This window comes from Mucilaginibacter phyllosphaerae (assembly GCF_004378255.1).
Taxonomy (GTDB): domain Bacteria; phylum Bacteroidota; class Bacteroidia; order Sphingobacteriales; family Sphingobacteriaceae; genus Mucilaginibacter; species Mucilaginibacter phyllosphaerae.
In genome coordinates this window covers 73477-92939 of sequence record NZ_SNQG01000007.1, presented here as the reverse complement: position 1 = coordinate 92939, position 19463 = coordinate 73477, and the positions used below count along the sequence as shown (strand labels likewise).

The 19463-nt window shown below is 40.5% G+C and carries 21 protein-coding genes; 6 read left to right on the top strand and 15 right to left on the bottom strand.

Annotated features, from left to right (window positions below):
• Positions 1-3: 3 nt before the first annotated feature.
• From E2R65_RS17565 to E2R65_RS17545, 5 genes are all read left to right on the top strand, one after another.
• Positions 4-606: a DNA-3-methyladenine glycosylase gene (locus E2R65_RS17565; RefSeq protein ID WP_134337801.1), complete on the top strand. Its 603-nt coding sequence runs from the start codon at positions 4-6 to the stop codon at positions 604-606.
• A 42-nt stretch (positions 607-648) separates the two neighbouring features.
• On the top strand, positions 649-1146 hold the full coding sequence (locus E2R65_RS17560) for a pyridoxamine 5'-phosphate oxidase family protein (protein WP_134337800.1): 498 nt from the start codon (positions 649-651) through the stop codon (positions 1144-1146).
• 111 nt (positions 1147-1257) lie between these two features.
• Positions 1258-2532, top strand: coding sequence for a kynureninase (gene kynU / locus E2R65_RS17555; protein ID WP_134337799.1), 1275 nt, complete (start codon positions 1258-1260; stop codon positions 2530-2532).
• Positions 2533-2551: 19 nt separating this feature from the next.
• Positions 2552-3409 carry a bestrophin family protein gene (locus E2R65_RS17550; RefSeq protein ID WP_134337798.1) on the top strand — a complete coding sequence of 286 codons (858 nt, stop codon included), beginning with the start codon at positions 2552-2554 and terminating at the stop codon, positions 3407-3409.
• 5 nt (positions 3410-3414) lie between these two features.
• Positions 3415-4317, top strand: coding sequence for a histone deacetylase family protein (locus tag E2R65_RS17545; RefSeq protein WP_134337797.1), 903 nt, complete (start codon positions 3415-3417; stop codon positions 4315-4317).
• Here the strand turns inward: E2R65_RS17545 and E2R65_RS17540 are convergent.
• The 4 genes from E2R65_RS17540 to E2R65_RS17525 are packed head-to-tail and all read right to left on the bottom strand — an operon-like array spanning position 4306 to position 7289.
• Entirely contained in the window at positions 4306-5682 is a 1377-nt protein-coding gene (locus E2R65_RS17540) for an MATE family efflux transporter (protein WP_134337796.1), read from the bottom strand. The two genes, E2R65_RS17545 and E2R65_RS17540, sit on opposite strands and share 12 nt — an antisense overlap.
• Before the next feature lie 41 nt (positions 5683-5723).
• Entirely contained in the window at positions 5724-6347 is a 624-nt protein-coding gene (locus tag E2R65_RS17535) for an AlbA family DNA-binding domain-containing protein (RefSeq protein ID WP_134337795.1), read from the bottom strand.
• A gap of 9 nt (positions 6348-6356) precedes the next feature.
• Complete coding sequence (locus tag E2R65_RS17530; RefSeq protein WP_134337794.1) at positions 6357-6800, bottom strand: GNAT family N-acetyltransferase; 444 nt, start codon at positions 6798-6800, stop codon at positions 6357-6359.
• A gap of 15 nt (positions 6801-6815) precedes the next feature.
• Positions 6816-7289 (bottom strand): DUF4442 domain-containing protein, encoded by a 474-nt coding sequence (locus tag E2R65_RS17525; protein ID WP_134337793.1) that lies wholly within the window; start codon positions 7287-7289, stop codon positions 6816-6818.
• A gap of 181 nt (positions 7290-7470) precedes the next feature.
• On the opposite strand from E2R65_RS17525, the gene E2R65_RS17520 reads away from it, so the two are divergent.
• Entirely contained in the window at positions 7471-7677 is a 207-nt protein-coding gene (locus tag E2R65_RS17520; protein WP_134337792.1) for a coproporphyrinogen III oxidase, read from the top strand.
• Between the two features lie 196 nt (positions 7678-7873).
• Here the strand turns inward: E2R65_RS17520 and E2R65_RS17515 are convergent, their stop codons facing one another.
• From E2R65_RS17515 to E2R65_RS17465, 11 genes are all read right to left on the bottom strand, one after another.
• Entirely contained in the window at positions 7874-9118 is a 1245-nt protein-coding gene (locus E2R65_RS17515; RefSeq protein ID WP_134337791.1) for a tetratricopeptide repeat protein, read from the bottom strand.
• A 48-nt stretch (positions 9119-9166) separates the two neighbouring features.
• Positions 9167-10276, bottom strand: a complete 1110-nt coding sequence (locus E2R65_RS17510) for a tetratricopeptide repeat protein (protein ID WP_134337790.1) — start codon at positions 10274-10276, stop codon at positions 9167-9169.
• Positions 10277-10279: 3 nt separating this feature from the next.
• Positions 10280-12922, bottom strand: a complete 2643-nt coding sequence (gene gyrA / locus E2R65_RS17505; protein ID WP_134337789.1) for a DNA gyrase subunit A — start codon at positions 12920-12922, stop codon at positions 10280-10282.
• Positions 12923-13174: 252 nt separating this feature from the next.
• On the bottom strand, positions 13175-13573 hold the full coding sequence (locus E2R65_RS17500) for a hypothetical protein (protein ID WP_134337788.1): 399 nt from the start codon (positions 13571-13573) through the stop codon (positions 13175-13177).
• A gap of 3 nt (positions 13574-13576) precedes the next feature.
• Positions 13577-14491: an oxygen-dependent coproporphyrinogen oxidase gene (gene hemF, locus E2R65_RS17495; protein ID WP_134337787.1), complete on the bottom strand. Its 915-nt coding sequence runs from the start codon at positions 14489-14491 to the stop codon at positions 13577-13579.
• Positions 14492-14613: 122 nt separating this feature from the next.
• Positions 14614-15858 (bottom strand): MFS transporter, encoded by a 1245-nt coding sequence (locus tag E2R65_RS17490; protein WP_134337786.1) that lies wholly within the window; start codon positions 15856-15858, stop codon positions 14614-14616.
• A 117-nt stretch (positions 15859-15975) separates the two neighbouring features.
• On the bottom strand, positions 15976-16173 hold the full coding sequence (locus E2R65_RS17485) for a cold-shock protein (RefSeq protein ID WP_067061679.1): 198 nt from the start codon (positions 16171-16173) through the stop codon (positions 15976-15978).
• A 225-nt stretch (positions 16174-16398) separates the two neighbouring features.
• Positions 16399-16872: a hypothetical protein gene (locus E2R65_RS17480; protein ID WP_134337785.1), complete on the bottom strand. Its 474-nt coding sequence runs from the start codon at positions 16870-16872 to the stop codon at positions 16399-16401.
• A 259-nt stretch (positions 16873-17131) separates the two neighbouring features.
• On the bottom strand, positions 17132-17938 hold the full coding sequence (locus E2R65_RS17475) for an SDR family oxidoreductase (protein WP_134337784.1): 807 nt from the start codon (positions 17936-17938) through the stop codon (positions 17132-17134).
• 88 nt (positions 17939-18026) lie between these two features.
• Positions 18027-18770 (bottom strand): menaquinone biosynthetic enzyme MqnA/MqnD family protein, encoded by a 744-nt coding sequence (locus E2R65_RS17470; RefSeq protein ID WP_134337783.1) that lies wholly within the window; start codon positions 18768-18770, stop codon positions 18027-18029.
• Positions 18771-18782: 12 nt separating this feature from the next.
• Positions 18783-19409 (bottom strand): histidine phosphatase family protein, encoded by a 627-nt coding sequence (locus tag E2R65_RS17465; protein ID WP_204986329.1) that lies wholly within the window; start codon positions 19407-19409, stop codon positions 18783-18785.
• Positions 19410-19463 lie beyond the last annotated feature (54 nt).

The following is a 19463-nucleotide window of genomic DNA, read 5'->3' as shown; positions in this document are numbered from 1 at the left end:
AGAATGAAACTATCTACTGAATTTTATCAGAATAATGATGTTCTGCAACTTTCAAAAAGCCTTTTGGGTAAATACTTGTTTACCTGTATTGATGGTGACTTAACAGGTGGTTACATTGTTGAAACAGAGGCTTATAATGGGGCTATTGACAAAGCAGCTCATGCGTATGGAAATAAGTTAACACCCCGTACAAAAACGATGTTTGAGCCGGGCGGGATAATATATGTGTATTTGTGTTACGGCATTCACGAAATGCTAAATATAGTCGCTTCTACAGAGGGCGACCCAAGGGTTGTTCTGATCCGAGCCATTGAGCCTACCGATGGTTTAGATGCGATGCTGTTAAGGCGCAATATGGAGGCGCTTAAACCCAACATCACCAAAGGCCCGGGGTCTGTTGCCAAAGCACTGGGTATATCGCGCAAAATCAACGCCATGAGTTTGCAAAGCGAAGTGATCTGGATAGAGGACAGGGGTTTAAGCTTCCCGGATGAGGAGATAGCTGCCGGCCCGCGTATCGGGGTTGATTATGCCGGCGAAGACGCCCTGCTGCCTTACCGCTTTTATGTTAAAGGAAATATTTATGTGAGTAAGCCCAACAAATAATTTTATTGTTGGTTTATACTGCATCTATATAACAAACATACTATGAGCGATTGGTCAAAAACAGAGAGCCTTAAATATTTTAAGGACAAGGTGAACGAGGTTAAAACAGCCATGCTTACTACCTACACTCCCGAAAAAGGATTCCACAGCAGGCCTATGGGTACCGCAGATGTGGATAATGAAGGTAATATATGGTTTTTTACAAATGAATACTCGCCAAAAGCGAGCGAGATCTCGGTAGAAAACACCGTATCATTAACCTACTCGGATGTTAAGAATCATACTTATTTAAGCGTTGTTGCCGAAGCCGAACTGGTGGATGATAAAGCAAAAATGAAGGAATTGTGGAATCCGTTTATCCAGGCTTTCTTCCCCGAAGGTGTAGACGACCCCAAACTGATCCTTTTAAAAGTTAAACCAACCGATGCCGAGTACTGGGATAGCAGCAGCAGCAGTATGGTAGTGTTGTTTAACATGCTGAAAGCTGTTGTTGGCGGTAAACAATACGATGAGGGTAAACACGGTAAAATAGACCTGTAATATTCTTTTAAGTACTAATAGTTTTTCTGCAAAAGCCATGGGGATAGCCCTGTGGCTTTTGTGTTTCAATTAAATGATATATAACAAACAGCTTTTTTGTAATATTGACCGATGATTTACCAGGACAACTTACAATTTGCTTTACAGCTGGATGAACAGGATGCTTTAAGAAGTTTCCGGAGCGAGTTTTTGATCCCGAAACATAATGGGGAAGATGCCGTTTATTTATGCGGCAACTCATTAGGCCTGCAGCCCCGGTCGGCCAAAAAATACATTCAGGATCAGTTGAACGCCTGGGAGACTAACGCGGTAGAGGGCTGGTTTACGGGGGATGAGCCGTGGCTTAATTACCATAAGCAATTGCTGCCGGCTTTATCCAACCTGCTCGGCGCCAAACAAACCGAAATCACAGTAATGAATTCACTTACAGTAAATCTTCATTTACTGATGGTAAGTTTCTATAAACCAACAGGTAAAAGATACAAAATACTAATGGAGGCGGGCGCCTTCCCGTCAGATCAATATGCGGTTGAAAGCCAGGTTCGTTTCCACGGTTTTGACCCAAATGGTGCTGTAATAGAGGTAGCCCCGCGTGCAGGCGAAACCACCCTGCGTACCGAAGATATATTAAAGCAGATAACAGATAATGCCGATGAACTGGCACTGGTGCTATTTAGCGGCATAAATTATTATACAGGTCAGTTTTTTGATCTGGAGGCCATTGCCAGGGCCGGGCACGCGGCAGGGGCCATGGTTGGGTTTGATCTGGCGCATGCTGCCGGCAACGTACCTTTGAAACTACATGATTGGGGCGCTGATTTTGCCTGCTGGTGTTCATACAAATATATGAATTCCGGCCCGGGTGGTATCAGTGGCATCTTTGTGCACGAAAAGCATTTTACCGATACCTCACTAAACCGCTTTGCCGGCTGGTGGGGTTACCGCCGCGATAAGCAATTCCTGATGGCGCCCGGTTTTGAGCCCGAAAATGGGGCAGAAGGCTGGAATGTAAGCACCAGCCCTATTATCCTGATGGCCCTTCACCGCGCATCATTGGATATTTTTGAGCGTGCAGGCGGTTTGCAGGCGCTCCGGGCTAAAAGTGAGTTACTTACCGGCTACCTGGAATACCTGATCAGCGAAGTGAACAAAAAGCATGGTGAAGAAGTTTACCATATTATCACCCCGGCAGATAATAGCCGGCGCGGCTGCCAGCTATCTGTAGTTTGCAAGCGCAAGGCAAAAGAGATATTCAATTACCTGGCCCAAAATGGGGTGATTGGCGACTGGCGCGAACCGGATGTGATCCGTTTGAGCCCCGTGCCGCTTTATAACTCATATGTCGACGTTTACAGGGCGTCTGAAAGTCTTTTTAGGGCGATTTAAGGTCGTTAAATAGTGCAAAATGATATACTACAACACCAGGCAATGGTTCTCGCTTATATTCAGGTTTAACAAGGCGGATACGTTGCGTGAACTTTTCCCGCTGATGCTATCGGTTAGCTTATATGCAGGCGCCATAACCTTTTTACTGATCGATTTTTGGAAACTGGAGGAAACCAGTATCCTGCGTAAGGTGATCTATGTGCATCAAACCATTGGTTTTGTATTCTCTTTACTGCTGGCATTCCGCATTAATTCGGCTTATGACCGCTGGTGGGAGGGCCGCAAGATCTGGGGTAGCCTAACCAATAATAGCCGCAACCTGGCCATCAAGCTAAAACACTTGATTAGCGATAAGGACGCCGTATTTTTTAACTATGCTATACCGCTATATGCCAGATCGTTAAGGGATCATCTGCGTGATGAATACGTACCCGGCGACCAAACCATTTTGCCGACAGACGGCAGTAAGCATGTGCCTAACCAGGTGGCATCCGCCATCATCAAAAATATTTATCGTTTAAACAAAGAAGGGCAGATAAACCCCGAGCAATTAATCAGTATAACCACAGAAATCACCTCATTTACAGATATTTGCGGCGGTTGCGAACGTATCAGGAAAACGCCTATACCTTTCTCCTACAGCGTGTTTATCAAAAAATTTATCTTTACTTATATCATGACCCTGCCTTTTACCTGGGCCTTTGATCTGAAGTATTTTATTATGCCGATAATTGGTTTTATACTATTTGTTTTTGCCAGCATTGAATTGATAGCCGAAGAGATAGAAGACCCATTTGGGTATGATGCCAATGACCTGCCGCTGAACAACATCTGCGAAAATATTGAAAAGCATGTTGGCGAGATCTTTGCCGAATAGCCATTATGCTTAAAATAGCCTTCGACCCTATATATGCCCACCCGTTGCCTCCGGGGCATCGTTTCCCGATGTTAAAGTACGAACTGATTCCCGGCCAGCTACTCCATGAAGGCGTTATTACGCAGTCTAACTTGTTTTCGCCGGTATCTGTTGATGAAGAGAACATTTTACTTACCCACGATGCAAATTACTGGCAGCAATTACGCGATTTAACACTATCATCGAAGGAACAGCGAAGAATTGGGTTCCCACTTTCGGCACAACTTGTTGAGCGGGAGGTGCGTATAGCGCAGGGTACTATTGATGGATGCCTTTATGCCTTTGAATATGGCGTTGCCTTTAACGCAGCAGGAGGGACGCACCATGCAGGTACCAACTGGGGCGAAGGCTTTTGTATGCTAAATGACCAGGCAATAGCCGCTAACTATTTGTTAAATAATAATTTAGCTAAACGGATCTTAATTGTTGATTTAGATGTACACCAGGGTAATGGCACAGCACAGATCTTTAAAGATGAGCCGCGTGTGTTCACTTTCTCTATGCATGGCGATAAGAATTTCCCATTCAGAAAAGAACGATCAGACCTGGACCTTTCGTTAGCGGATGGGATAGGGGATAATGAGTATTTAAACTTGCTGAGTAGTACATTACCCGGTTTGATAACAAACCACCAGCCCGATCTTATATTTTACCTTGCCGGTGTTGATATACTTGAATCGGATAAATTAGGAAAACTCGCCCTAAGTAAAGATGCCTGCAAACAGCGTGATCTGTTTGTATTTGAGCAGTGTAAATCAAATAATATACCTGTTCAGGTTAGTATGGGCGGCGGTTATTCTCCGCAGATAAAAGACATTGTAGAAGCACATTGTAATACCTACCGCGCAGCAAACGATCTATATTTTTAGATCTTTGATCATCATCAGTTTATTACTTTTACTGATCTTTTGAAACCTTAAAAACAGCATCAAGGATGCGGACGCCAAACCGGCGACCAGCCCGAACCAAACGCCAATTACACCAATATGCAATATAATGCCTAAAAGGTAACCAACAGGCAAACCTATAACCCAGTAAGATATAAATGTTAATATTGTTGGTATTTTTACATCGCCCATGCCACGCAGTATGCCTAAACCTACAACCTGCGTACCATCAAATAATTGAAAAAATGCAGCTACGATAAGCAGCTGTTTTGCTATTGTGATTACCTGTATATCTGATGTGTAGATCCAGGGAAGCAGATGGTTAAACAAGGTGAAAATAATAGCCGTACAACTCATAAACACAATTACGATATGGTAATTGGATATTGCCGAAAAGCGTAATTGATGATGATCGCCCGAACCAAAATAATTGCCAGACCGTATGGCCGATGCAGATGAGATGCCTGCAGCCATCATGTAGCTCATGCTGGCAAGATTTAAAGCAATCTGATGGGCAGCCTGTGGTACTGCCCCAATAGTACCAATTATAATAGATGCACCGCCAAATGCGCTTACCTCGAAAGTTGATTGCATAGCTACCGGTGCACCAATTTTTAAAAGCTGTTTAATTCTTTCCCTGTCAATGTTTTTAAATTCAAAATCATTTAAATATTTTTTAAAGTGAGGTGAACGGAACACATAAATACACATAGCTGCAGCCATCAGGCAACGATCTATAAGTGTGCTGTAACCAACACCTTTTATACCCATGGGGGCAATGCCAAACATCCCTTTTACCAAAACTATCCCAACTAAAATATTTATTACATTGCCAATAATGGTTATATACATAGCTTGCCGGGTTAAGCCCAACCCTTCGGCAAATTGTTTAAATGTGTTGAACACCATTAAGGGCATCAATGAGGATAGCAACAATATTAAAAATGGCTTTGCCTGCACAACAACATCGGGTGATTGATGCAGTTTACCTATAAAAAACAGCACCCCAAGATAGAATATCACAAAAAGTATAACACCGGTTATCGCATTCAGCAATAAACTATTACTTAGTAACCTGCCGCATTCAGTATAATTTTTTCTGCCGTTATGCTGTGCAATCAAAGGTGTTATACCATAACTAATGCCCAGGGCTATTACAAAAGGAACAATAAATAAACTGATAGATAAGGATACGGCAGCAAGCGCCGCGGTACCTGCAAATTGCCCGATGATAATGGTATCTGAAAAATGCACAAGGGTATGCCCGATCTGCGAAAGCACAATGGGTATAGCCAGTTTCAGGCTATCGCGATAGTAAAAACGGTATTTTTGATAAAGGGCTTTCATTGGCTTACACGGCTGGCAAAAGTAAGCAATAGCCCGCTAAATCAGGAAGCTGTGTAAAACTCTTCTTTTTCGGTAGTATGCACGCGCAGTATGCCGGATAATACCAGATCAACCAAAATACGTTGTGCGCGCCTGCGGCCAATATTTAACAAAGTGCAAAACTCTTTTACAGTGATGCGTTCTTCTTTATCCAGATGCTCAAGCAAAGCCTTTTCTTTAGATGAATATTCTATCAATACGCCTGTATCATCAGCTGATCTTTTAAGCACATCAACCACCACTTTACTGGCCAGCACACTTTTATCTTTCACGCGGATATAGACCCACCATTTACCATCTTCGGCCAAAGCGTAGTGGGGTTTATCATTGCTTTCGGGTATATCAACAACCAATACCAGCTTATCATCAAAATAAACCTCTTCAAAAACAGGCTCAAGCGCCGGGCGGGCAAAAAAATGAGCGGCCTTGGTGATCATATACTGCTCCTCGTCCTCGGCTTTAACACCTTTTATGGTACCGTCATCAAGCACACCAATAAGCAGCCTGCCGCCAACGTTGTTGGCAAAAGAAACCATCGTTTTGGCTATCTTTTCGCAACTGGTTATGGTTTTCTTAAAATCAAGTGATACGCCTTCGCCCTCAAAAATCTGTCGCTTTAAATTCATGCAATCTCGTCAATCTGTATTATAAGGCGTAAAAATCTGCATCCATCGCTCAGGGTTATTTATTTCGGTAAAACCAAACTGCTTATACAAACCGTGTGCATCCAGCGTAGCTAACGACCATCTGCGCAGCCCCTGCAAATCCGGGTGTGCCACTATGGTTTGCATCAGCCATTTTGATAAACCAACACCTTGGTAATCTGGCAAAATAAAAACATCGCACAGGTAAGCAAATGTTGCTTTATCAGTAATTACGCGTGCAAAACCCACCTGTTCGTCGGCCTTGTAAACGCCAAAACATAATGAATTTGTTATGGCTTTCTTCAGCTTATCAGCTGGTATGCCTTTAGCCCAGTAGGATTGCCCGTCAAGATAGTTGAATATTGTATCAAAATTAAGCAAATGCCGGTCTGTTGATATTTTATAACCCTTTTTTACAAAGAGTTCATCGTTCATAAATACGGGCATTGGTTAAATTGCTTGTTTAAAATTAAGGTCGCGCACATATACTTCATTTAATAACGATGCACATATCTCATTGTTGTTATTGTAGATATCTACCGGGAATGTATTTTCATACTTACCTGTATTGCTCAAAGCTTTTACAGCCATATCAATATCCGCCTCATTTAAAATGATATGAAATGATAAGGCGGATAAGGCAGGCTTTAAAAAATCTATTTTTGCCGATTTTGACCATACGCGTAAATCTCTGCCGGGTTTATTTAAAACCTGGTAAAGCAAAACCGGATAAAAAGGATCTGCCGCTGCAAAAATAGTCCCGCCAAAAACAGACCCGTTATAATTTTTATTAAAAATACTCTTACTTACCCTTACCTTAACACCCCTAAAGCCTGCATCAAACCCTATAATCCAAATCCGTTGAAACAGCAGTGGAGGGTAGAAGCGCATGGCCCATTTCAAAGTGTTTTCTGATACTACCATTGCGATAAATATCAACAATAAATTGTTTAAATAATAGACCGGATCAACCAAAATTATATTTATGACATTTTAAGCATATGCAACTCTTTAAATAATAACGAAAGTTTATTAAACAACTTTGAGCTTTACGGGTTAATAATGCTAACAAACATTTGATTAATACTTTTAAATTATATCTAATATGAAAAAGCAAATTTTAAGTTTCGCGTTAGTCGCGACAATGGTTGGTACAATTGCCACAGGCTGTAGTTCAGAAAAAAAAGCCGGTACTGGTGACAGTACTTCAACAGATTCAACCGCAACAATGGCTGCACCAACAGATAGTGCCAAAACGGATACTATGAAAAAAGATACTACAACAACAGATACTACAAAAAAACCTATGTAATTTGTTTTTCGTAATGTCATAAGCCTCATGAAACTTCATGGGGCTTTTTCGTGCTATAATTATTTTAAATTGGCTTGTATTTAGAATAGTCTCTTCAGCAAATTTAAATAATAAATAATTCCTATAATTAACATTATGTTAAGTAGTATTGATATAAATTAAGCCCTATTTTTTTTATAGGGCTTAATTTATAATATTATTGGGGTAGTGCTGCTATTAATGCATTAGTTTTAGCAATGTTTGCATTATCCCTTTTGCCTTTATAATAAGTAAGCAAATTATTAAGTGCGTCGGCTGATTTTGGATTTAATTCTACAGCTTTAAGTAAATATGGCTTTGCAACATCAAATTGTGTGTTTGCTTTTGCAACCGCAACCTCATAAGCTTTTTGTTGATTTGCCGGTAATTTATTAGCAGCATTATAAGTATCAATTGCCGGTGATAACAATACATAACCCATGTTTAAATTGGCTTCGAAATAGTTTGGATCTATCTCCAGGGCTTTTTTATACATTTCAGCTGCTTTTTGCATGTTTTGTGTCTTTTCAGCTTGTAATGCGGCTTTTCCTGCAGCAGGTGCTTTGATCAGTTTCTGCCCTGCATCATCGGCTGTATTGGAGTAAACTAAACCTGCATAATAATACAGGTTTTTGTTTTTTGGATCATTTGCAATGGCACTTGTAATTTTATCAAGCACTTCTTTTTGTTTGCCCTGTTGCAGGCTGATCTCTATTTCAGTCCTTCTTAGGTCGGCATTGTTTGGGAATTTAACCAAGCCGTCAGTAATTGTTTTTAAAGCACCGGTGGTGTCTTTAGTAGCTAAATATATACTTGCTAAATCACTATATAACGTTTCTGCTTTAGAATATTTTAACGTTGTAAGTTTACTGTAGTTAGTAATCGCTGCCGGGTAATTTTTGGAATTATAAGCTGCAAGTGCGGTGTAAAGTACAGCGTTTGTATCTTCCGGGAAAACATTACGATAATAATCGAAAGATTTATAAGCAAGATCATATTTCCCTGCCTGATATTCTTTTACACCTTTGTTAGATTGATATGCTGCTAAAATAGATTGTGCATTATCAATAGATTTTTTATTATCGCCTTTATCCAACTCTTTCGCCTTAGCCAGTGCTTCTGCGGCTGTGTTGAATTTTGGTAATGATGTAGTTGAAACGGTATCTAACTCGGCAAGAGCACCGTACACGTTTGCCTTTACAGCATAGGTTTGCGGTAAATTAGCTGTTTTAGGGTTTGCAGCAGCTTTATCAATAGCTTCTTTTGCTTTATCAAGGCTTGGCATTGCCAGCTTAGGCTGCGCTGTTTTTAAACCATCGTATTTTTCATATTCAGATTGAGCCGTATTCAGCTCCCCTTTTTGGGCAAAGCAAGTTGCAGAAATGAGACCCAATAGCCCCACCATTAAGAATTTAATTTTCATTTGATACTGTTTTAAATTGGTAATGCTTATGTGTTATTTATTGTTTTATTAGTTTGATAATTGCTCTAACTTATCACTTACCCTATCCAGCTGATTTTGATTGCCGGTTTTATTGTAGGCAAGCTGTAAAAGTTCGAGGCAATTTTTATCCCGAGGCGCCATTTCATTTGCTTTTTCGAGCCATAAAATAGCGCTTGTAATATTTTTATCGTCGTTGTTGTTTTTAAGTGTGCTTTTTTTGAAATATAATAATCCTAAATTAAATACCGGCTCGTAAGCTGTGCCATTCAATTCAATTGTGCGCAGGTACAAGGATTCTGCTTTATCATATTGGTTTAAATTATCATAACAATTTGCCGCAACAAAACTAACATCCGGGTTATTAGGGTTGTTATCAATTAAGGATATTAACAAAGGTTCTAACGCTTTATAATCTCTTTTGTTATTGTAGATGTTTGCCTCATCATTTAAAAGCTGCTTATTTTGTGGCAGCAGGCGCCTCCCCTTTTTTACAATTTGTAATGCTTTGGCCGTATCACCAATAGATTTATAAATCGTAGAAGCAGTTTCCAGATATTCCAGCTTGGTGCTATCGGTATTTACCAGGTTATTGTAGTACTTGGCAGCATCCTGCAGGTTGCCTAACCGATTGCTGGCATAAGCAATATAGGCGTTGATCTGTTTTTGTGACGGAGCGTATTTTTTTGCTTTTTGGAAAGCATCTACAGCATTCTTAAAATCGTTGTTTTTAGTAAAAATAAATCCTTTACGAATATATACGTTTGCCAGGCATCGCTTGGCATAATCAATTTCGGGCTGGTATTTATATATTTTGCTTCTATCTTCAAATTTGTCCAGTAAGGTTGCTGTTTTATTAAGAAAATCTTCCGGCTGACCAAGTTTATTTAAAGAATCTGTGTACAATATGCTGGAATTTACAATAATGCGGTAAACATTTTTGTCCAGATCGGCCGAATCTTTACGGGTAACCACTAAACTATCGGCAGATTTTTTAGCGTTGGCTAAAAATTTAAGGTCGCCTTTTTGCTTATAAAAAGCAAGGTTGTTTACCACAACCTTTAACGCTTCGGATTGGCCAAAGGCAAAGGATGTAGTAAACAACGCTAAAATTATTAACCCGATCTTTCGGTTTTGCATTTATTATTCAGTTTTGTCATCATCAGCAGGCTCGTCGTCTGCATTAGCTGTATCAATATCTGTATCCGGTTTTATTGGTACATCAGTAGTTTCTGAAGCTATATCAGCGTCCGTTTGTTCAGCAATTTCTTTATCAGCTATCGCCTCTTCTATTATCGCTTCATCTAATACTTCATCCTCTTCATGGGCTACCGTAGCAACCGAAGCTATTTCATCGTTACCTTTAAGGGTAATTAGCCTCACCCCTTGTGTAGCACGTCCCATTGTGCGCAATTCGCTGATAGCCATTCTAATGATAATGCCCGATTTATTGATGATCATCAAATCCTCCGTATCAGTAACACCTTTTATGGCTACAAGGTTTCCGGTTTTTTCAGTAATATTTAGTGTTTTTACACCTTTACCACCACGATTAGTAACGCGGTAATCCTCAATATCGGTACGTTTACCGTAGCCTTTTTCAGAAACAACCAACACGGTGGTCTCTTTATCGTCAATGGCTATCATACCCACAACCTCGTCATTATCACTATCTAAGTAAATACCACGTACCCCTGTAGCCGTACGCCCCATAGGCCTAACGGTAGATTCGTTAAAACGAATAGCACGGCCAGATTGCAGCGCCATCACAATTTCACTTGTTCCGGTTGTTAAGGTTGCTTCCAGTAACGAATCGCCTTCGTTGATATTAATAGCATTGATACCATTGGCACGCGGGCGCGAATATGCCTCTAAAGATGTTTTTTTGATAACACCTTTGCGGGTACACATAATAATAAAGTTATTTTCCAGGTATTCTTTATCCTTGAGTGATTTAAGCTTGATGTAAGCCTTAATATTCTCTTCCTTAGGTATATTGATGATATTTTGAATGGCACGTCCTTTAGAGGTGCGTGTGCCTTCCGGAATTTCAAATACCCTTAACCAGAAACACTGGCCAGATTCGGTAAAGAACAGCATGTAATTGTGGTTACTTGCTATCAGTAAATGCTCAATAAAATCGGCATCGCGGCTATTGCTGCCTAAAGATCCCTTCCCACCCCTGCCCTGGCGGCGGTATTCGGTAAGCGAGGTGCGTTTGATATAGCCTTCGCGAGAGATAGTGATCACAACGTCTTCATCCTCAATAAAATCTTCGGTTTGCATTTCTGCTGATGAGTGTACCATTTCGGTTTTACGTTCATCACCGTATTTGTCTTTTATTTCGTTCAGTTCGTTTTTGATAATCTGCATACGCAGGCCTTCATCAGCCAGGATAGATTTTAAGTAATCGATGGTTTTCATTAAGGCATCGTACTCATCGCGGATCTTATCACGCTCAAGCCCGGTTAAGCGCCTTAGGGTCATATCCAAAATAGCGCGTGCCTGTATATCGCTTAAGCCAAACTGTGCCATCAGGCCCTCACGTGCCTCATCCGGGGATGAAGATGCGCGGATCAACCGGATAACTTCTTCAATATGATCAAGCGCGATAAGCAAACCTTCTAAAATGTGTGCGCGTTTTTCTGCCTCGGCCAGCTCATATTTAGTGCGGCGGATAACAACCTCGTGCCTGTGCTCTACAAAATGATGAATAAGGTCTCTTAAGTTAAGCAGCATCGGGCGGCCATGCACCAGTGCAATGTTATTTACACTAAAGGATGTTTGCAGTGCCGTGTATTTATATAGGTTGTTTAATACGATAGCGGCGTTTGCATCTCTCTTAATTTCATAAACAACACGGATGCCCTCGCGGTTACTTTCATCGCGAATGGCAGAAATTCCTTCAATTTTTTTCTCGTTAACCAGTTCGGCGGTACGCTCGATCATCAGCGCCTTGTTTACCTGATAAGGTACTTCTGTTACAATGATACGCTCACGGTCATTATTATAAGTTTCTATTTCGGCACGTGCACGGATAACAATACGGCCACGGCCGGTTTCCAATGCCTGGCGTGGGCCCTCGTAACCATAAATGATACCACCTGTAGGGAAATCAGGGCCTTTAACGTAAGTCATCAGTTCGGCAATCTCTATCTGGCGGTTATCGATCAAAGCTATGGTAGCATCAATGATCTCTGATAAGTTGTGCGGCGCCATGTTAGTTGCCATACCCACCGCAATACCCGATGCACCGTTTACCAGCAGGTTAGGGAATTTTGCAGGAAGCACGGTCGGCTCCTGCAGCGAGTCGTCAAAGTTCAGCTGAAAATCTATTGTGTCTTTGTTGATATCAGCCAGCATCTCTTCGGCTATCTTCTCCAACCGGGCCTCGGTATAACGCATTGCCGCCGGTTGGTCGCCATCTATCGAGCCGTAGTTACCCTGCCCTTCAACAAACGGATATCTCAGGCTCCAGTCTTGCGCCATACGTACCATGGCATCATATACAGATGTATCGCCATGCGGGTGATACTTACCCAAAACCTCACCCACAATACGGGCCGATTTTTTATATGGTTTGTTATTTGCCAAACCCAGGTCTAACATACCGTACAATACACGCCTATGAACGGGTTTTAAACCGTCGCGTACATCGGGCAGCGCCCTTGATACAATAACCGACATTGAATAATCAATGTAAGCGGCACGCATCTCTTCATCAATATTTATCGAAATTATCCTGTCTTCTTTGTGCGAATTTTCGTCTTCGGTTTCTTCAGCCATTGGTTTTTCTTAGTGGAAAATCTTAACAGTAAATGCGTATAAAAATATTTTTATATGACCTGCGAAGTTATGAATTTATATGATTTTTAGGGCAAGTTTTTGCTAACATTTATACTTGTTTTCCACGTTTTTTATGCCAGAATCAGAACTTGATGAATTAAAAACTTTACTGAATTGAAGTGGGAATAATTGAATGGTCTAAAGCATCAACAAATTTAAAAAATCTAAATTTTTCAATTTGGAAAGGGTATTTTATTTAATCCTTTTCCAATACTCCTGTACTACAGTTCCGTTGGGTAATACGCCATTAAGAGTAAGCGTGTCGTTTTTAAGCCGGTAACGGTATCTAAGCGTTATGCTAAGTAATTTGGATGGCTGTGCGCTAAAGGTTTGGGTTTCCAGGCAGGTATCCTGTTTTAAAATGTAATCACCTTTTTCGTAGGTTATTGGCTCTGCATCTTTTTCTATAAACAAAGCCGTATAATGGGCATCATCATACTGCCTTAGCAGTTTATAATCTTTTGAAGGTGCTTCTGGTTTGCCGTTGTAAATACCGCCGCTGTATTCCCAATTGCCGTTTAATTTATTATCTGCACCAAATGCGCAAAGTATAAAAGCCAGTAATGCTACAAAAAGTATCTTCCTGATCATAACTTAAACCCAGTTTATGCCTTTTTTTAGTAAAGATAAGGTTTTCTCTTCTTTGCTGCCCGGTTGTGCCTGGTAATTATACACCCACTTGGCCGTTGGCGGCAGGCTCATCAATATAGATTCTATTCGGCCGTTGGTTTCCAGGCCAAATTTTGTACCTGCATCATAAACCAGGTTAAATTCGGTATAGCGGCTGCGGCGCTGGTATTGCCATTGCTGCTGTTCATCTGTAAATGGTTTATCCCTGTTACGGTTAACCAGTTCGAGGTATGTTGGTGCAAAGGTGCGGCCAACAGCCTTAGAGAATTCGAAAACAGTTTCCCAGGTGATATCGTCCGTAGCGGTCAAGCGGTCATAAAATATACCGCCGATACCACGGGTTTCTTCGCGGTGTTTAATAAAAAAATAATTATCGGCCCAGGTTTTAAAGCGGTGGTAAAAATCGGTATTAAACTGGTCGCAGGTGTTTTTTAATTGCTGGTGAAAATACCGGGCATCATCATCAAATACATAATGCGGGGTTAGGTCTATCCCGCCGCCAAACCAGCGTACAGGCGGCGTATCGTTATTGAAAGACGAGGGCATTTCAAAATACCTGATATTCATATGAATAATAGGTACCAGCGGATGGTTTGGGTGAATTACGATAGATACGCCGGTTGCAAAAAAATCGTCCTGCTCTACGTTAAGCGCCTTTTTTATGGTGTGTGGGAGTTGCCCATGCACAGCCGAAAAATTTACACCGCCTTTTTCAAATATATTACCGTTTTGAATAATACGGGTACGGCCGCCGCCGCCGCCGCCGCGCTCCCATACTTCCTGTTCGAATGTTGCTTTGCCATCGGTAGCCTCAAGCGCAGTGCATATCTCATCCTGTATCTGTTGGTAATCTGCGGCTATTTGTTCCTTTGTTATCATTAATCAGTAATTGGCTGAAATAGTGTATCTGTAGTTTATACTGTGCAAAATTAATAAACTATTACGTAGAGCGGCTGCTTTTAAAGCACTAATTCATCAATCAGCTAAATCACAAATTTCGATTAGCTTACCCCTGTTTCTTCCTCAATATAATTAAGATCTTTACCAAAGGTTTCTTTGAGCTGGCTTAACGAGAACAGGGATATAAGCGTTAATAGTATCATCATGATGTATCCGCTTGTAACCATACCGTAATGTACAACAAATGCGTTAAAAGCCATGTTGATGGGAATAAGCGAGCCTCGGACAAAATTGGGTACTGTAGTAGTTACCGTAGAGCGGATATTGGTACCAAACTGCTCGGCAGCTATTGTAACAAATGTTGCCCAATAACCTACAGTACAACCCATAAAGAAACAAATCCAAACGAATTTATCGTGTGTAATGCCTTTTGAGCCTAAATAAATAAACGCGCTTACTAAAGACAGCGTTAAAAAAACTGCCATAGTAAGTTTACGCGACTTGGTAATTTGTGCAAGCAGGCCCGCAAAAATATCTCCTATAGAAATTCCTATGTAAGTGTAAAGCACTCCTTCCCCTGCACTTAATGGTACAGTTGAGCCCAATGCCTTACCAAACTCCGGCGAAAGCGTAACCAATACACCTACTACATACCATAGTGGTGCGCCTATTAAAATGCAATACAGATATTTTTTAAAACGTTCGGCATTAGTAAACAGCATAAAAAAATTACCTTTTGATACACCACTTTCTTTCACTTTATTAAACATGCCCGATTCAAAAGTACCTACACGTAATAGCAGCAATATGATACCAAGCCCCCCGCCCACTTTATAGGCTGTTTGCCAGCCGTATTTAGCAGCCTCATAAGCCGCTGCAGCACCAAACAAACCTATTACGGCAACTATCATGGTGCCGTAGCCGCGTTTTTCTTTACTCAGTGTTTCGGTAACCAAGGTGATACCGGCGCCCAATTCGCCGGCAAGTCCTATACCTGCAATAAGGCGGATAATAGCGTAAGTATTTACATCGGTTACGTAAGCATTGGCAAAATTTGCAACAGAATAAAGAAGTATAGACCCAAATAAAACTTTGATACGGCCCAGCTTATCGCCTATAATGCCCCATAGCAGACCGCCCAGCAGCAGGCCAAACATTTGTACATTGATAATGAATTGCCCTTTAGGCAGCATATCAGCTTCGCTCACGCCAATATCATGCAGGCTGGCCTTGCGCACTATCGAAAAAACTAATAGATCATATATATCAACGAAATAGCCCAGAGAGGCTACAAGTACCAGGAAAATAACATTCCGGGAGTTTTTTGCTGAAGTTATATCAGTCATAAATAAGGTTTGTAATATTTGTGAGGCTAAGGTATAAAATGCCCGGAAGATGTGAGGCTATTGTATAAAAAAAGCCCTCCGTTTGTTTGGAGGGCTCATATATTATAATCTGGCTGATTAAACTTTTTTAACATTAACAGCTTGCAGGCCTTTTCTGCCTTCTTCTTCTTCGTATTCTACGTTGTCGTTATCTTTTATTGCATTCACACCACCCTGTACATCTTTAAAATGTACAAACAGATCTTTACCATCATCAGTGATAATAAAACCGTAACCTTTTTGTGTGTTAAACCATTTTACTTTTCCAGTTTTCATAATAATAATATAATCGTATTAAAAATTGTGTTAAGATCAGTAAGTAATTCAACTGAATAAAAAATGGTTTAATAATCAATATAGAATGTACAACTATCTGTATCAAATATATAAAATTATTAATAATCAAATAAATTATTATTAAGCCAAAATAAATTTAAAATCACAAAAAAAAGGTTGCTGGTATAAACCGGCAACCTTAGGCTAATTAATATTTTTAATGAATTATTTTACTTGCTGAAAGAAGTAAACACCGGCAGATGGCGTTACCCTAACCAAAACTTCTTCTTTATCGTTTTTAAGATCAACAAAATATGCTGTTGAATCAAAACCGTTATCACCATTATCAAATTTAATTACTTCGTTAGCAAAGTAACCCGCGTATTTAAGGCCTATTTCTTTTTTTGCTTTTGTAGGCAATTCTTTGAATTGTACATTTTCTGTAACACCTATAAGCTCGCCTCTAAGATTATAAAATGCTGCTTTTTTTACACCATCAAGCGTAAAGGTAGCCTTTTGAAATTTAGGGGTAACTTTCCAGGTTACGTTTTCAGCTCTTACAAAATCGCTGTTAAATTTAGAGTTCACGATGTATGATACATTATCGCTACCTTCTTCTGATTTTGTTATGGTGTTTGCAGCAAAAATATTTGCGGTAAACAATGCAGCAATTGCGGTTGATATAAATAATTTTTTCATGATCTTTTATTTTAATTTATATAACAAAAGTAAGCTTGTATTAATAATATTCATAATTATTGAGAACTTTTATGAGTATTTAATAATTAATACCGCTTTATCATCAAAATTTAAAAATCACCGCATGAAGATAGTGTACTTTTAACAATATGTCAATAAAAATACACCATGCTTATTGTAAATATTACACTAAGTTAAATTGATGTAAAGAGCTGTGTGTTTTCTGACCTTACCATGACAATTATTTTTTACAGATCTTTTATCCGTTATCGGCAAAGCCAGGGTAAAGCGTCATCCCACCATCCGCAAAAATTGTTGTACCGGTAATATAATCTGCATCATCAGATGCTATCCAGGCAGCAAGTTTGCCGATATCGTCTGTTTGCCCAATGCGGCCATAAGGTATAAGCGTTAATAATTTATTAAGTGCTTCGCGTGTTTCCCATGCATCTTTATTTATAGGGGTTTGTATAGCACCGGGGCCAATACCTACAACGCGAATTTTGTGCGGTGCCAGTTCCTGCGCAATGCTTTTCATAAACATATTAATACCCCCTTTGCTGGCTGCATAATTAACGTGCCCTGCCCAGGGGATAACCTCGTGTACGCTGCTCATGCAAATGATCTTGCCTGCGGCATTGCTTACTTCATTTTTTACACCTTGTTTAATAAATAATTTTGCGGCTTCGCGCGAGCAGAGAAATTGCCCGGTTAGGTTAATGTTGATAACGGTGTTCCATTCGTCCAGGGTCATATCTAAAAACTTTGCATCTTTTTGCAAACCGGCATTGTTCACCAATATGTTTATAGATCCAAATGTTTCTATATGTTTGGCAAACATAGCTTGCACATCATCTTCAATGCTTACATCTGCCTTAAATGCAATAGCCTCGCCGCCGGCTTCCTTTATTTCATGAACAACCTCATCTGCCGACTCCTGGTTATGCACGTAATTAATCAGCACTTTTGCCCCTGCTCTGGCCATAGCTATCGCTACGCCTTTACCTATACCACTATCTGCACCGGTTATCAGGGCTGATTGCCCCATCAATTTTTGTGATTCCATATTCAATTAAGCTATGCTATATGCAATGCCAATTTTTAAATATGGTTTTATAATTATGAAATATATTTGATTGATCTCCGGGCAAACGTTATAATGCATTTATATAATCCAGAAAAAGGTACAATGCCTTTCTTTTATCCTCTGTTAAGTCAAAATCCAATTTATGCATCAGGTAATCTTCCAGATCAAAATCGGCCCGCCGTGGCAGCGTTTCTAAAAGTTCATGCCTGTGGGCAAGGCCATGGCGCAGGGCGCTGTCAAACTCTTTGATAAAACCTGCAGGGATAGGCTTATTAGCTATCCAGGCAGCAAATATAAATGGCAGGCCGGTAAACTTTTTCCACTCGCCGGATAGGTCGTAAACATATTTATATTGCTCGGTTTTACCAAAGGTACGGTCGCCTATTTGCACAAAGGCAGTTTCATGATCGGTAGATTGGGCGTAATCAGCCGCGCCTGTGATCAGTTCCGGTTGAATTTTCCAGTAGTTTTTAAGCAGCACACGCGCCAGGTTGTTTGAACTGCGCGACTCCGGATCTAATTGCAAGCGTTTTACATCCTTGATATCACAATTACTAAAAATAAAAACCGAGTTTACAGGCCCTTCGGCACCAATGCAATAAGCCGATACAATTTGCCATTGCGGCAGGCTTAAGGCAGCGGCTACAGGTATCAAACCAATATCAGCCTTATCGTCAATGAGTTTTTGGGCACAGTCTGCCGGCATATCCAGGCTCAGGTCTATCTGGTCTTTTATTGCTGAGTGCTGCAGGCCGTATAAAAAGGGTTTGGTGTTAGTATAACTAACAGCAGAAATTCTTATCTTATTCACTTATCGTTCGCGCTAATCGTTTATTAAATGTTTGGCGTTGTTGGCTTCAACAATTTCAAACTTGCTGCCATTGTAGGCAACTTTATACAGCACCAGGTTTTGGTGCGGAAAGGTGTCCATTTTGGTAAGTGGCTGTTCTGTTAAAATGCACATTAGTAAACGTAAAGCACGCCCATGCATACATACCAGCACTGTTTTTTCTTCGGGATGGCTCATTATGATGTCAAGTGCCTCAAGTTGCCTTGTTTTTACCTCGTTAGGGCTTTCGCCGCCATCAAACTTAACATCCAGGTTACCATCAAGCCAGTTACGCATCAGGTCTAAAAAAGCGGCTTTTGTTTCGGGCGTGGCGGGCTGGCCTTCGTGTACGCCCCATGCCAGCTCGTCCAGGCCCTCCAGTTTTTCAAATGGAATCCCCAGATCTATAAATTGCTGTATGCTTTGTTGCGTGCGCTTTAATTCAGATATGTAGATCTTATCAAAAGGTACATTTTTATAAGCTTCAAAAAACTGATTAGCCTGTCGGCGGCCTTCATCGTTCAGGTCTGTATCACGGCCCCGTCCCTGCACAATGCCTTGTTTATTAAGATCTGTTTGGCCGTGGCGTACAATATATAATGTTTTTTCTATTTGGTTCATTTGTTCATTAGTTCAATTGTTCATTGGTGCATTGTCCACTAATAAAATAAATGG